Raw genomic sequence first — 15593 nt, 5'->3', positions numbered from 1 at the left:
ATGACCAATGACCAATGACTCTTGACCAATCAGAGTTTATCTCAGAAATTATCTTTGGGTACATATACGTTCCCAAATGAATGCGTTAGATTGTTAAATTGTGGGCGAAAAACAGAGGTTAGGAAGAAATGGGTGTTGAGTCAACTGCTACATCTGACGAGGTGGTACCAGTACCGTCCAATGGACAAAAATCTGAAGTGAAAAATCCTAAACAAAAGAAACTTTTACCACCTACTACCACAGGAACTTTACCTCGCTCCTGGAAAATTGAGGATAGCGAAGCATTATACCGCATTGAAGGTTGGGGACAACCCTATTTTTCCATTAGCGCTGCTGGTCACGTCACCGTGTCACCCAAGGGCGATCGCGGGGGTTCTCTTGACTTGTTTGAATTGGTTAACTCCATGAAACAGCGCAACTTGGGACTTCCGATGTTGATTCGCTTTTCGGATATTTTGGAAGACCGGATTGAACGGTTGAATGCTTGTTTTGCCAAAGCGATCGCCCGCTACAACTACCCTGGTGTATATCGGGGTGTGTTTCCTGTCAAGTGCAACCAAGAACGGCATTTGATTGAAGATTTAGTTAAATTTGGCAAACCCCATCAATTTGGTTTAGAAGCTGGTTCCAAGCCAGAATTAATGATTGCTCTGGCTGTCCTCGATACACCAGGAGCATTGTTAATTTGCAACGGCTACAAAGACCGAGAATACATCGAAACGGCAATGTTAGCCCAAAGACTAGGACAAACACCAGTCATCGTCTTAGAACAGATTGAAGAGGTTGATTTGGTAATTGATGCCAATCGCCAGTTAGGTATTAAGCCGATATTAGGTGTTCGTGCTAAACTCAGTACCCAAGGTATGGGACGTTGGGGAGCCTCTAGTGGCGATCGCGCTAAATTTGGTTTGACAATGCCGGAAGTCATTGAGGCTGTTGACAAGTTACGCGAAGCTAACCTGCTCGATTCTTTGCAGTTGATGCACTTCCATATCGGCTCACAAATCTCTGCCATCAATGTAATTAAAGATGCCATCCAAGAAGCCAGCCGCATTTATGTGGAATTGGCCATGTTGGGGGCGGATATGAAATACCTTGATGTCGGTGGCGGCTTAGGCGTAGATTATGATGGCTCCCAAACCAACTTCTATGCATCGAAAAATTACAACATGCAAAACTATGCCAACGATATCGTGGCAGAGTTAAAAGATACCTGTGCTGAACGACAAATTACCGTACCAACACTGATTAGTGAAAGTGGACGAGCGATCGCTTCCCATCAGTCAGTGCTGATTTTTGATGTCCTTAGTACCAGCGATGTCCCCCTCGATTCACCAGAACCTCCGCAAGACGGAGAATCCCCAATAATTAATTATCTTTGGGAAAGCTACCAATCCATCAACCAAGAGAATTACCAAGAGTTGTATCACGACGCGGCTCAATTCAAAGAAGAAGCCATCAGCCGCTTCAACTTAGGAATTTTACGCCTCAGAGAACGAGCCAAAGCCGAACGGCTCTATTGGGCTTGTTGTCAGAAAATTCTTAACATCACTAGACAGCAAGAATACGTACCAGATGAACTAGAAGACCTTGAAAAAATCATGGCTTCCATCTACTACGTTAATATGTCAGTGTTTCAATCAGCACCAGATTGCTGGGCAATCGACCAGCTATTCCCCATCATGCCAATTCACCGTTTGGATGAAGAACCAATCCGACGAGGAATTTTAGCTGACCTTACCTGCGATAGTGATGGTAAAATTGACCGCTTTATTGACCTGCGCGATGTCAAATCGGTTTTAGAACTACACACCTACAAGCCCGGAGAACCCTATTATTTAGGGATGTTCTTGAATGGAGCTTATCAAGAAATCATGGGGAATTTGCACAACCTATTTGGCGATACCAACGCCGTTCACATCCAATTAACGCCCAAAGGCTACCAGATTGAACACGTTGTCAAAGGTGACACCATGAGCGAAGTAGTAAGCTACGTCCAGTACGACTCCGAAGACATGGTAGAAAACATCCGCCAGCGTTGTGAGAAAGCACTAGAAGAAAAACGTATCACCCTAGCAGAATCTCAGCGATTACTGCAAACCTACGAGCAGAGTCTTCAAAGATACACGTATCTAAATAGTTAGGATTGGGGATTGGGGATTGGGGATTGGGGATTGGGAATTGGGTATTAGTTCTTTATTCTTTCTCCCCCATGCCCCATGCCCCATGCCCCATGCCCCATGCCCTAACTTACGTTTGTCCCCAACAATTCCTCTATTGCTTGTCGCTCAACAGGGGTATGTGATGGCGGTGTCTGACGGGCATCGGTAATCAGCCAATCTAAAGCAGCAGCTTGGACATCAATTGCTGCTCCAGTTTTATCGACGCAATAACGCCCAAATACCAGCTTATCAACTAAGCGGACTCCTGGGCCCAAGCGCGACCATTCAAAAATCACACTGTTATCTACTGTTGCGCCACTACATATCCAACAATTGGGGCCAATCATCGCTGGCCCGACAATTTTCGCTCCATCTTCTATTCTCGTCATCCCGCCAATGTAAACTGGGCCTGTGATATCCACTTTGTCCCAATTCACGGCAACATTTAAGCCAGTATAAATACCAGGGGCGACTTCATGACCGGGGATTTGCACATTTTTGATTTCACCCAGCAGTACACCGCGAATCGCCCGCCAATAGTCTGGAACTTTACCAATATCTACCCATTCAAAGTCCATAGGGATGGCGTAGAAAGGGGCTTTGATTTCTACCAATTTAGGAAACAATTGGCTACCAATGTCATATTCCGTATCAGAGGGAATATAGTTAAAAACCTCTGGTTCAAAGATGTAAATACCTGTGTTGATGTTGGTGCTGAGGGCTTCTTCCGTTGAAGGTTTTTCTTGGAAAGCTTGAACACGCCCCTCTTCGTCAGTTACTACCACACCGTAGCTAGAAACTTCTTCCTTGGGGACAGATTTTGTAATAATAGTAGCGATCGCCCCTTTAGCTCTATGCCATTTAACCGCCGCAGTTAAATCTAAGTCAATTAAAGCATCACCGCACAACACCACAAAGGTATCATCAAAAAATGGTGAGAAGTCTTGGATGCGGCGCATCCCTCCAGCAGAACCGATTGCTTCTCCTTCCAGTTTACCGTCATCATCAATTTTGCCTTCAAAGGAATAGGCAATCTGCACCCCAAACCGTTGACCATCACGGAAATAGTTTTCTATTTCTTCAGCCAAATGACTGACATTGACCATAATCTGGTCAAATCCATGTTTGCGTAACAGTTCCAGCAAGAACTCCATCACTGGCTTTTGCAGGATGGGAATCATTGGTTTAGGAATTGTATAGGTAATCGGACGCACGCGAGTACCCTTGCCAGCCGCGAGAATCATCGCTTTCATAAAAATTTATTCCTCAACCACAAGCCAGTTTACTTTCATCGAGTGATACTTTATCATCAGTTTTTATTTCTGCTCTAAGTCATCCCCTAAACAGGGATAACAGGAATTAAGTGGTTATTGCAACCATTTATATACTTAGATGACAAGCGATCGCTTATCTTTTCAATTTACTCGGATTTTGGGGCTGAATCAAAAATCTGTAAATTATCTGTAGGGCTAATTTTGGCTTTTTTAGTTCATTGACTGCTCAAAAGCTTTACTGGTCTTAGCTGAATCTGTAATTAGCCGAATTTTAATCTCATGGTAAAACTCCTCTTGAAATAGCTCTACTTTCGATTGAGCCGAAAGTAATAGTAACGCCCAGAAAACGCTAACTACATGACTATGTTTAGACTCATGTCCAGACCCATTTTGCTTGAGAAGCTTTGTTTGAGTCCATAACTCTACAAGTTGTTCTAGATTCAACCAATTTTGTTCTGAATTTAGCTCCCTTGCCGATAAATTCAACACTTGTTCAAGCTCCCCAGCTACTTCCGTCAGGTTTTCTTGGTGAGCTAATTCCAGCGCCTCTCGCATACTTTGAACGCTAGGCAAACGTCTGGGACGAATAGGCTTGCTAACTTTTTCTACTAGTTTTAGCTGGTTTGCCATAATCTGCAATTGCTTGATTAACTCTTGCAGAGTCACCCGGCGCTTTGGTGGCGGCATTGCCGATGGACGACGGCGCAATTGCCGTTCTAATGGTAGACGATGACCTTGATGTGATATTCCGTCTTCACCTTCTAATAAGGCATCATCTAATACCCCATCTTTGATATCTCCTACTGTTGACAATTGCATCAAGGTATTTGCTTTGAACAATACCAGCATTGATGCTGACAAAAATGCCTGTCCAGATTGCGACAAATCAGCTTCATAGCCTCTTCCTATTGACTCCGGTGCCATCAGTTCTAAGTAACGGTCAATCACCTCAATTACTTGAACATCCCAAGGGTCAATTTCTCCTTGTTCAGCTTGGTAAATCAGGAGTGTGATTGTTTCTAATAGCTCGGAAGCTTCCATCAACAGGTTCTAAGTTAATTAATAAGAATTCAGCACTAAACTCATTGACTATCGGCAAAGCGTATACTTTATACATCTGCCTGCACTTCTTTTAATCAAGAATTGCCTACTGGCAGTATCCCCTGAAATTGTAATCAATCACCATTGTGAATTGTGAGATCGGAATGTGCAACTTTTAATATTTGGGAATTGGGAATTGAGTTATAGTTATTATCCTTGTCCCCTTGTCCACCTGCTCCCTGCCCCCTCAATCTTGGGGTGGGTCATGAGCAATCGTGACAGTTGGGACAAAATTACCAGGCTTGCCGCTTTTAATCGCATCGAAAGTGCCTTTAATAGTACCAGCAATGGGAACAGCAACAAGCGTTCCTAACAGCCCAGCAATCTCAAATCCCATTAAAATAGATACAAAAATCCAGATGGGATTCAACCCGATAAAGTTGCCGAGTAAGCGGGGAGCTAACAGGTTATCTTTAAGCTGCTGCATAATAATTGCTGCTATGGCAACTTGAACTGCTAACCACCAATTTTGCAGCAATACTAAAATCGTCACTAGACCAATGCCAAGAGATGCCCCGATAAAGGGAATGAGTTCTGAAATCCCAATTAATATGGCAAACAACAGAGCAAAGGGTACCTTCATTACCAAGAAAATTGGCGTGAGGGTTAGCATCATGAATAGTCCTAGCAACAACTGGCTAAGAAAGAAGTTCTGAAAATTTAGGCGTAAGGATGTGGTAAGAGGATCTGCAATATTAGAGGGCAAAAGATTGATTAGACCATGCCAGACGCGATCGCCATATAAAAGCATATAAAATGCAAGCACAATTACTAACACTACGTCAAGTAAGCCTGATAGCAATGTTCCAGCAAATCCCACTGCCCCAGAAGCTAGTTGTTGCACCAAATTCTGAATATTTGCATTGATTTGACTGCTTACAACCCTTAGATCAATTGGCAAACGTCGTTGCTTTGCTAGCGTCTCAAACTGCTCTAGGTTTGCTTGACTGGCACCTAACCAATCAGGGATATTCTTTAACAGTTGGATTGTTTGGTCAATGATCAACGGCACTAGGGTAACGCCTAGAATCCCCAATAGGGTAAGCGTTGCCAGTAAAACTATAATTACCGCCTGAGTGCGCGTGATTCGCGCACGTTCAAAGAACTTAACCGGGTAATTGAGTAGAAAAGCCAAAATTGCTGCAATGATCAAGACGGTAATGGGATGCTGGAAGTATCGAAAAAGCAGGGATAGTAGCCAGACATTAAGAGCGATAATTGGACCGCTCAGACCATAAATTAATAAGCGTTGAAGGGAGGCTGAACGGCGCATTTTATGCAATCTATTTTAATTTTAAATATTCCTGAGAGAATTTGTAAAATTCTTGATGGCATTATCATCATAGATATTTTTAACCAAGATATGTATAAGCGTATCTGATAACAAGGAAGTTAATCAAAATGGACAAAACCGTAGCCGATCTTCGCAAAGACTACACCTTGGAAGCTTTGAGTGAACTCGAAATAGACCTCAATCCTTTTATTCAATTTAAAAAATGGTTCGACCAGGCTTTAGCAGGTCAACTTCCTGAACCTAATGCCATGACCCTTGCTACTGTCACACCAGACGGTAAGCCCTCAGCCAGAATGGTGCTATTGAAAGATTTTGATGAACGGGGGTTTGCTTTCTTCACCAACTACAACAGCCGCAAAGGACAAGAACTCGCAGAAAATCCTCTGGCGGCTTTAGTCTTCTGGTGGGCAGAACTAGAACGTCAAGTTCGCATTTGTGGGTCTGTGGAGAAAGTTTCCGAAACTGAATCCGATCAGTATTTTGATACTCGCCCTCCTTACAGTCGCCTTGGTGCGTGGGTATCTAATCAAAGCGAGGTAATAGAAAGTCGAGAAGTGTTAGAGCGACGTATGCAGGAGTTCTACAGTAAATATGAAAATCGAGAGATCCCCCGACCGCCTCATTGGGGAGGCTTACGAGTGATCCCCACAGAAATTGAGTTTTGGCAAGGACGCTCTAGCCGCTTACACGATCGCTTGCTCTATAGTCGTTTAGATAATGGCACTTGGAAAATTGAGCGGTTATCACCTTGAAGAAGAGGCAGGAGACAAGGGGACAAGGGGACAAGGGGACAAGGGGACAAGGGGACAAGGGGACAAGGGGACAAGGGGACAAGGAAGGAGAATAACTATACTCAATTCCCAATGCCCAATACCCAATACCCAATGCCTAATGCCCAATATCAAAACATTACCAATGAGCGATCGCGTCTTGAATTGCTGCCCGTGCTTCTGCTAGAGATTTGGTACGGGCATCACCCTCGTTGAGGCTGTTGGCGTTAATAAATTGAATATCTGTAACCCCAATAAAGCCGAAAATAGTCCGCAGGTAGGGTTCTTGGAAGTCATAAGCAACGGCAGGGGAGGTTGGGCTAAAGTCACCACCACGGGCTGTAATGATAATTGCCTTTTTACCTTCGACTAAGCCTCTAAAACCTTGAGCATCTAGGGCAACAGTCCGGTTAATGCGAACGATTTGGTCGATGTAAGCCTTAAAAGTGGAAGGGATATTGAAGTTGTACATTGGCACTCCAAAGACGTAGCGATCGGCTGCCAAAAACTCATCAACCAGTTCGTCAGAAATTCTGATTGCCTCAGCTGATTCTGGGGTATGGGTTTCTGGTGGTGAAAATGCCGCCGCAACCCAAGCTTCATTAACGTGAGGAACCGGGTGATGCCCTAAATCTCGATAAGCGATCGCATCTTCAGGATGTGATGCTTTCCACGCACTGACAAATTCCTTAGATAGTTCTCGTGAGTGCGATCGTTCAGCACGGGGGCTGGAATCAATATGTAGAATATTTACCACCAAATGTCTCCTGATTAGCTAGGATTTACTGCTTTTAGTTTTTTTGATTCTCAACATGACTTACGCACAAAATAGCCCAAACCTCAATTTTCCAGTAGGGGCAATTCATATAGACGTAAAGCGGCTTAACGACAGGGTATTGCCCCTACCGAGTGTACTTTGGCGTAAATCCTACTAAATTTCAAAGCATTACAAGTCGTGATGCGTAAAGCCCCCGTCATTCATGCGGGGGATATAAGCGAATGACAGAATTATATTCTGTCGTGGCGTGTTCTTCGGTAAGTGGGGCAGAAATAGCATTAATAGCTGCTTCCCGCTTCTGGATTTCATCTAGATATTTGATTCTCCAAGATATGTTATGCTGGCATTGTAGCGTAAGGTACGATCAATTGCTAGTATACGAGTTCAAGTTAAAGGGTAAACAGCAGCAGTTTAATCTGATTGATGAAGTAATCAGAACTGCTTTGTTTATCCGTAACTCTTGTGTTCGTTACTGGATGGACAACCCGCACATTGGCAAATATGACCTCAGCGCATACTGCAAAGAACTAGCAGCTAACTTTGAATGGGCAGGCAAGCTCAATTCAATGGCAAGGCAGGCATCAGCAGATAGAGCTTGGGCTGCAATTTTTCGGTTTTATAGCAACTGCAAGAAGAAAGTTCCGCACAAGAAAGGGTTTCCAAAATTCAAAAAACGCGGTCATTCCGTGGAGTACAAAACCACGGGATGGAAGCTATCAGAAGATAGGAAATACATTACCTTGACTGATGGATTTGAAATTGGGAGACTGAAACTAATAGGGACTAACGATCTACATTTTTATCAAATCAAGGATATTAAGCGCGTCCGACTTGTGAAAGGTGCAGATGGTTATTATGCTCAATTTTGTATTGCTGTTGACCGACAAATTAAAATAGAACCAAGTAAAAAGGTTATTGGCTTGGATGTTGGTTTAAATCATTTCTACACCGACTCCAACGGGGATAAGGTAGAAAATCCTAGATTTTTAAGGAAGTCCGAGAAGGCGTTAAAACGCCTACAAAAACGGGTTTCTAAAAAATTTAGGAAAGGTAAACCTCAATCCAATAGCTATAAAAAAGCTAGAAATAAACTAGCAAGAAAGCACTTAAAAGTAAGTAGACAGCGTAAAGATTTCGCCGTGAAGTTGGCGAGATGCGTAATCCAGTCTAACGACGTGGTTGTCTATGAAGACTTGCAAGTGCGTAATATGGTGAGCCAGCGCGTTGGGCGGGTTCCCCGACTTGAAGCGACTGGCGAACCCGTAAGGGTTAAAAATCATAAGTTAGCTAAAAGTATTAGTGATGCGTCATGGTATCAGTTCCGCTGTTGGCTTGAATATTTTGGCAAGGTATACGGCAAGATAACCATTGCTGTATCACCACACTGGACAAGCCAAAACTGTTCTAATTGTGGGGAAGTGGTTATAAAAGCCTTGTCAACCAGAACCCATGAATGTCCCCACTGCAAAACAGTTTTAGATCGAGATGAAAACGCCGCACTCAATATTTTAGCTAAAGGATTAAGTACCGTAGGGCATACGGGAACTAACGCTTGGGGAGAGAACGACCTCTGCTTGGATATGGCAACAGATTTAGGTAAGTTGGCTCAGTGAACCAAGAATCCCCGTCTCTTTAGAGCGGGGAGTGTCAACATAAAGTAACTATTGGAAAATTTCCCTTAACTTATTAATCTCTGTCTCTCAAATCCCAAAAAATCGACGCAAATCCTATCCCTTCAAGAGGTGTCCTGGATAGCCACCCACCCATTTAGTCATTAGTCAAAAATTACTGGTACTAAAGACTTTTGACTAATGACTCGAAATCGAAATCCCAGTTGCATTACTTAATTACGAATTACGAATTACGAATTACGAATTATTTTAATAATCCTGTTGCACTCCATTTACTACTGGCTTCACATCAGAAAATGGATCGGTGCCGCCACCCCAGTTAAAATCACTAATTCGGATGCTGAAGCCGCCTAACTCCAACACCGGATTGTAACGCAAGGTGATGCCATAGGTGCGACGATTATATTCAAAAATGTAGTCAGTGCTAGTTTCTTTACCTGTATCCAAGTTAATAGATGTTTGAAAGCCTAAGCGAAAAGGGCCGTAGATTTGCTGTGATATCCCAGCACTTAAAACTTTGTTATCAACGGAACGATCGAACAAAAAGGGAGATAATCCGCTGTTTAAGCCTTGTGAGTAAGTAATATTAAAGGCGGTATAGTCGAAAAAAGGTCGAGAAAAATGACCAATTTGCCCTAGTAAGCCAATTCTACCAGTTAGGGTGCTTTGGTTATCCCCATTGGTGTAATAACTGGTAGTGCCTGTAAGTCCAGCGATCGCTTGCAAGTAAGGAACTACAGGGTTAGCTGTATATCGTAATCCTTGGCTAGCAGTAGATGGTAATGGTTTTCCTCGCCATAGTAACAGCCCTCTACTGAGGTCAGCACTAGCTTGGAAACGACCTAGTGAGATGCGATCGTTTTCCCGTATGGGTTTTAGCAAGTCTTGGCGATCGGTATTGGCATCGATATACTGAGCGCTTCCCTGATAGTTGAGGTTGATGCCAGTTTTTCCTAAAGGAATCACAGGAGAGGTAATAATGGCACCAAAACTGCTCTGGACAGTTTGATAGCCCAGAGTACCGTTGTAGAGGCGATCGCGGTAATTATATTGCACATTCAAGACATGGGGGAGGCGATCGCCTACTATTTGGCGCAATCCCAAATTCACCCGCAAACTGTTTTCCAAATTGTCGAAGTCAAAACTGGTTAACTCCCCAGTCCCTTGAATTACTGCTTTTGGACTCAAAATAGAACTTATCTTTGTTTTGACAGCAAACAGTGAGCCTAAGTTACTCGTACCTCCTTGCACAGCTTTCTGTACTAGCAACTGAGGCGTAACTGTCCAGGTTGTTCGCTCTGTATCGATCACTGGAAAGCCACGCTCAATATACAAACCACCCCTCTTATCTCCATCGTAGCCGGGAGAAAATATTGCAGGTGTAACGTCCCGCTCTCGCCGATCAATCGTCCGTTGATTCACGGGTATTGGTAAGGAGATTGTTTGATCCAATACCAAACGCTGTCCCCGCGTCGTGATCCGGTCTACTAAGGGTGCCTCTCGCGTCAGAGTTATTGTATCTGCGCGTAACTCTAGTTCTGGCGGCGAAAAAGGATCGTTGGTGATGCGAGCATCTTTTGCTTGCCAGCCTTGGGGATAAAAATCAATGTGTTCGGCTTCAAACCTGAGTCGATTGACTGCACCGCCTGCTTTCGGGGGTGGGATGTTGCTAGCATTTGACTGACCACCAAATGTCACATCAAGTTGTCTAGGGCTGCTGACACCAGAAAGGGGCTGATTGGCTCTAATGCGATCGCTAGGCGGACGTTTTGGAACTCCACCAGCAGCAACACCTGCGGGTGAGAAAGCAAAATCTGTTTGGCTTGAGGGTACATAAATTTCTCCTCTACCATTTACAAGTTCCCCACTATCTTGAACAAAGTTATAGGTAAAGCGTTGTCCACGCAGTATTTGATCGCCCCGTGTTAAAGTTACATTGCCCTCCCCCGCAGCAATTAAGTTGTCCAAATTGACTTGTAAGCGATCGGCATCCACCACCGCCCCATCAAATCGCACAATTACATTTCCAACAGCTGTAATAATTCGCCGTTGCTCGTCATATTCTTGCCGATCTGAAGTGACTTCTACAACTCTCGGACTGGCTGGCGGGGTGCTAGCTGGGACTTGTGGCTGATTGGTGGTGCCTACTTTTGGTGTTGGTGCTTGAGTTTGTTGTTGAACTTGGGAACTGAATTCTACAGTTATCGGTGTTGAAGATTGCTTTGTCGGGTTACGAGACTGGAATTTTATAAAATTTTGTTGTAATTGAGAACTCGGTACAAGATCGGCAGCAGATACAGAGATATTGTCTTCTTTTGGAGACTGTTGTGCAGTAATATCACTTTGCTGTTTTTGCTGGGTTAACTTCTCAGCTAAAATTTCTGCCTTGGATTCGACTAACTTGTTGCTGTTTGGAACAGTTGGGGCAATTTTAAGAGGAGGCGGAGATTGAGCGACAAGGGGATTTGGGGAAACTCTATAGCTAAAACTAGAAGAGTCCAAAAAGGTTTGTTTGTCTCCACTACTAGAGTTGAGATTTAGCGTAGACGCAGAGCCGCTTGTCGTCAGACATGGTTGACTAAGTGTTTGAGAAGGTTCACATTTTGCCTCAAGGGTAGTCTTTGCGCCAACTTTTTTTGGCGGCAATGTAGGTTTCCGTAAAGCCGCTCTTAGCAAAAGTTCTGAGCGTTGAACTATCTTTGTATCTTTATTATCTTGGCCATTAGAGGTTTTAACCTCTTGCGTGGGATAACCAACAACCAGTGACTGCCTCAAAAGTGCAGCACTTCCATCGGTGATGGGGGAAGTTTCTGGTGGGAAGGTTTCTGGTGGATGTGGTACAGCATGAGTTTCAGGAACTACCAAGTTATCCTGAGTTGAGTTTATCAGAGTTGGCAATGGCGAATTACTCTTGGTGTCATCCGCAATTGTCAACTGAGACAAATCCTGAGACTGCTTGGATTTGTCTGTCTTTTCCTGTATTCCAGTTTCTACAACTGAAAGAAACTTTGTATGACTAGCAGATGAGGCGGGATTTACAGGTTGTACAGATTCGAGAATAGGAGGCGGAACTGGATGAAGCATAAGTGAGCAAAATCGGGCTAACAAACAGCCAAATGACGGACGGAAGGATAAACTATACATTTTGCCTTCCGGCTGTCGCCTTCTGCTACCTACAGCAAGCTACCTGGAGGAAGAAACTTACTAACTTTCCCTTAGTAAGTTTCCGTGGCGTTTAGTATTTTCCGCCTTCCAAAGTCGCGGATGATTTATCGCCCTTTTACTCTAAGTCCCGACGGCCGGGGTTACGAGCAGGATCGTTCGACAAAAATCCGAAGATGAAGATAGTTACGAAGAGGGCAACAACAATATAAACAGCGATTTTTAAAGTCAGCATAGAAATATCTCCAAGGGGTAAAACAAAGAAAGCTTTTCTTTGAGGATCTGCCATGCAGAAAAGATAGCTACTTTATATTACCCAAATCTCGTCCCTTTTTTAGAGGACTCTGAGGATTGGGGATTGGGGATTGAGGATTGGGGACTGGGGATTATGGGCTTGCAGTGCCTATCCTGCGGTTATTGAGAATCATCCAAAATGTCACTTGTCTAACTTTTAGATGCACTTCAAAAATAACTCACAGACTGTTTACTCTTGTGACGTTGACTGACAGTAAAGGTTTCCCAAAAAAGTTTACAGGAGATAGTTCTAATGCCCAATGCCCCATGCCCCATGCCCAATGCCCCATTCTCAATTCCCTATTTCTCAGTTTGAACTTTTGCTACGTCTTTACCAATTCGGTTTTTGATTACTCGTGCAGGTATACCGACAGCAACGGAAAAAGGAGGAATATCTTTATTGACAACTGCTCCTGCACCAATAACACTCCCTTTGCCGATGGTAACGCCATCTAATACTGTTACTCCATGCCCTAGCCAACAGTCATCTTCAATCACAATTCCCTTGCGAGTAACGCCTTGGTATTTAATTAGCTCCATCGACTCGGCAAAATTATGATTATTGGCATATATCCCTGAGTGGGCAGCAATCATGCAGTGTTTACCAATTTTAATGTCTCCTGGCCCCTCAATACACACGTTGGGAGCAATAAAGGTGTCTTCATCAATATGTATACACGTATTTTCCAAGCACCCTATATCAACGTTACGCTCAATAGCTACTCTATTTCCTAGATGAATCTTATTATTTTTGTGTCCTCTAGCATCTAACCGTACACCCTTGAAAATATATACTCCACTGCCAATTTCAATACAAGAAGTACCGTTAAATTCAACACCATTTTGAATATAAACTGGGCTGCCTATTTGGGAAAAAATCCTCTGATATCCTAAATTACGCAATTTTGACCCTAGAAGAAGTGTCGGAATATCCCCTAATACAGTAGTCAAAAAAAGTTCTTGCACGCGCTGCAATTTTGAAAAATGTTGCTCGTTATGCATGGCTACATATCTCTTCAATTAATTGTGTTGACATTATTGAAAGTCGTTTTGCCTGTATCCTTATCTTCTGCCAATAATAAAAAACTTGTGTTTTCTAATACATTAAAATTGTTTGGCAGTATTACCAAAATTTATCCATCCCTTTAGATGACTTTCCAACATTTGGAAGACTTAGATTCTGGCTTTGACTATGTGAGCAACTCTTGAACTAAGATATGTATAATTAATCAATTGATACGCAAAATTGGATCGAGTCGCTAGAAGATTTTGCACGAGTCAATGCACGTAAAAACTTTGCTTCTTTTCACCAAATCAATTAATCAAAAAACCTTAATGCATTGCAGGGTCAAATCTCAGACTATTAAATTGTCTGATGGATAAATTTATGGTTTAGATAGGGTACTGTTTTGGTTATCCGGGAAATTTGCAAAGCTTGTTACGCAACTAGGGATAGAGTTGTTAGACATGGAGGCTACTTACTATCTGGCAATTTTAGTCTTTCCAAACAACTCAGTTCCACAAGCTCTTTTGCAACAAAAAATACATTTAACTAGACTATATTCAAAAATTTGGATAAAATTTATGCCTAGCATAACAATGTAATTATTGTTGGGTTTTTCTGGGCAATCTTACCCCAATAAAAACCCAATTATGGTGGATTATCTCCCACATCAGCCATCACATTGAAGTTAACCATCGGTGCAAACAAGTAAGCGCTTCCCCGACTGCTATGACGGCTTTCTTGCAACGAATTTCTAGAGTATGCTGCTCCAATCATGTTGCACACGGATGATTTACAGACTAGTAAATTCATGTTTGTAATTACATGAATTGTTTTTAATAACAGTTGTTTTTAACAATAACACATTTTATTTTTAATGGAACACTCTCAATAAATCAGTTGGTTATCAAGTTGCTTGTTGATGAGAATATTGTAAATTAGCTAACTTTTTTCTGGTGCGATGCCTACGGCGGGCAAAGCTTACGCGACTCTAAAATAATTTTATACACTTATACCAATTTTATTTTAAGGTTGCGCTTTATTTACGTAAGAAACATATCCTGATGGTACTTCATTGGATAACTTCTAGAATAGACGCAAAGCAACTACACAAATTGACCTTGAGCGGATGTAGTTTTGCGTAAGTCAGATAATTTAATGATTGGATGTTAAATTTATAATGATATCTACTATACTTGTGACACCCTCTTGCTTCAAAAGCTCAAAATTTATTTTTTATAATTACTTGTATTTAAATAATCTGTAAATCACCCATTCGGGTGAGCCAAGCGGGTGATGTGTGCTTGGTACTACTCATTATAAATTTTATTAAAGAAAAGCTAAAACGTAGCTTAGTTTTTAGGAGAAATTCACAAAGCAATATTTAATGTCTAGATTGAGGTATCGATTTTAACTCACACACTTGGTTCAAATTATGGCTTTAATTAAAGAAATTGTCCAAGAAGCTCTAGCTATCGGCTATCTGAGTGTTGTAGCCGAAAAACAACTGCGATCGCAACTTCAAAGTAATTATGACTCAGAAGACCTAGATGCCTGGATCATTTTACAGCGAGCTATTGCAGCAGGCGATGTAAAACAAGAATCGCGCCGAAAAAACGCTTCCGTCTCTTCTAAAGCCAACGACGCTTCATCAAGTATCAAACTTGCTTATCAAATGGCAGCGGAGATTGCTTATGCAGCAGCCGTAGCTTTGTCAATGACAAAAAATACCAAAGATCAGCCTTCACTAGGCGCGTAGAATAACACGCTAATATAGTTATTTTCCTGATTTAGTATCAAAAATTATACCAAGCAGTTAGCGATTGCTTTTCCTAGTTAACTGCTTGGTATTATTTTTACACGTTCCAATTTAAGTGATGTCGACATGGGTTATTTGGTATCCCATCTCCTTGAACTTCCCTTAACCTAAAAATCATAACTGCTTCTTTACCAACCCAATTTTATTAAAAAATAATTAAAAATTTAACTTTCATGGCAACAGCTATGAGAAATTTTCACCGTCAGTCAAGACCGAATGGCACTAAGAAAAGCTATAAACCTTGCTGCATAGGCATTACAAGTATTAATGCGTTAGTAGCAGTGGGCGCTTGGCTGCGATCGCTA

12 protein-coding genes are annotated in these 15593 nt (G+C 42.4%); 4 read left to right on the top strand and 8 right to left on the bottom strand.

The window, feature by feature from the left end; all coding sequences use genetic code 11:
- The first annotated feature begins 128 nt into the window (after positions 1–128).
- Positions 129–2144 (top strand): biosynthetic arginine decarboxylase, encoded by a 2016-nt coding sequence (gene speA, locus V7K38_RS08985; protein WP_334857134.1) that lies wholly within the window; start codon positions 129–131, stop codon positions 2142–2144.
- Positions 2145–2245: 101 nt separating this feature from the next.
- Here the strand turns inward: speA and V7K38_RS08980 are convergent, their stop codons facing one another.
- The 3 genes from V7K38_RS08980 to V7K38_RS08970 form a co-directional block, all read right to left on the bottom strand.
- On the bottom strand, positions 2246–3415 hold the full coding sequence (locus V7K38_RS08980) for an NDP-sugar synthase (RefSeq protein WP_334857132.1): 1170 nt from the start codon (positions 3413–3415) through the stop codon (positions 2246–2248).
- Between the two features lie 231 nt (positions 3416–3646).
- Positions 3647–4477 carry a ScpA family protein gene (locus V7K38_RS08975; protein ID WP_334857130.1) on the bottom strand — a complete coding sequence of 277 codons (831 nt, stop codon included), beginning with the start codon at positions 4475–4477 and terminating at the stop codon, positions 3647–3649.
- A gap of 247 nt (positions 4478–4724) precedes the next feature.
- Complete coding sequence (locus V7K38_RS08970) at positions 4725–5810, bottom strand: AI-2E family transporter (protein WP_334857129.1); 1086 nt, start codon at positions 5808–5810, stop codon at positions 4725–4727.
- Between the two features lie 128 nt (positions 5811–5938).
- Here V7K38_RS08970 and pdxH point away from each other — a divergent pair, with 128 nt between their 5' ends.
- Positions 5939–6583: a pyridoxamine 5'-phosphate oxidase gene (pdxH, locus tag V7K38_RS08965; RefSeq protein ID WP_334857128.1), complete on the top strand. Its 645-nt coding sequence runs from the start codon at positions 5939–5941 to the stop codon at positions 6581–6583.
- A gap of 157 nt (positions 6584–6740) precedes the next feature.
- On the opposite strand, the gene V7K38_RS08960 is transcribed toward pdxH, so the two are convergent.
- Positions 6741–7358, bottom strand: a complete 618-nt coding sequence (locus tag V7K38_RS08960) for an FMN-dependent NADH-azoreductase (RefSeq protein WP_334857127.1) — start codon at positions 7356–7358, stop codon at positions 6741–6743.
- A 389-nt stretch (positions 7359–7747) separates the two neighbouring features.
- On the opposite strand from V7K38_RS08960, the gene V7K38_RS08955 reads away from it, so the two are divergent.
- Positions 7748–8992, top strand: a complete 1245-nt coding sequence (locus V7K38_RS08955; protein WP_334857220.1) for an RNA-guided endonuclease InsQ/TnpB family protein — start codon at positions 7748–7750, stop codon at positions 8990–8992.
- Between the two features lie 267 nt (positions 8993–9259).
- Here V7K38_RS08955 and V7K38_RS08950 read toward each other — a convergent pair whose 3' ends face one another.
- The 4 genes from V7K38_RS08950 to V7K38_RS08935 form a co-directional block, all read right to left on the bottom strand.
- Positions 9260–12154 (bottom strand): DUF3769 domain-containing protein, encoded by a 2895-nt coding sequence (locus tag V7K38_RS08950; RefSeq protein ID WP_334857126.1) that lies wholly within the window; start codon positions 12152–12154, stop codon positions 9260–9262.
- A 136-nt stretch (positions 12155–12290) separates the two neighbouring features.
- Positions 12291–12407 (bottom strand): photosystem II reaction center protein I, encoded by a 117-nt coding sequence (locus V7K38_RS08945; protein WP_334857218.1) that lies wholly within the window; start codon positions 12405–12407, stop codon positions 12291–12293.
- Positions 12408–12766: 359 nt separating this feature from the next.
- The gene (locus V7K38_RS08940) at positions 12767–13468 is read right to left on the bottom strand and encodes an acyltransferase (RefSeq protein ID WP_334857124.1); all 702 of its coding nucleotides are present in this window, start codon (positions 13466–13468) and stop codon (positions 12767–12769) included.
- A gap of 649 nt (positions 13469–14117) precedes the next feature.
- On the bottom strand, positions 14118–14246 hold the full coding sequence (locus V7K38_RS08935) for a hypothetical protein (protein WP_256091202.1): 129 nt from the start codon (positions 14244–14246) through the stop codon (positions 14118–14120).
- Positions 14247–14904: 658 nt separating this feature from the next.
- Here V7K38_RS08935 and V7K38_RS08930 point away from each other — a divergent pair.
- Positions 14905–15228, top strand: a complete 324-nt coding sequence (locus V7K38_RS08930) for a hypothetical protein (protein WP_334857122.1) — start codon at positions 14905–14907, stop codon at positions 15226–15228.
- The last annotated feature ends 365 nt before the right edge of the window (positions 15229–15593 follow it).

Source organism: Nostoc sp., from assembly GCF_036917465.1.
GTDB lineage: Bacteria > Cyanobacteriota > Cyanobacteriia > Cyanobacteriales > Nostocaceae > Nostoc.
The sequence above is the reverse complement of the archived record's forward strand: the minus strand, read 5'-3'. Positions and strand labels throughout refer to the sequence as shown.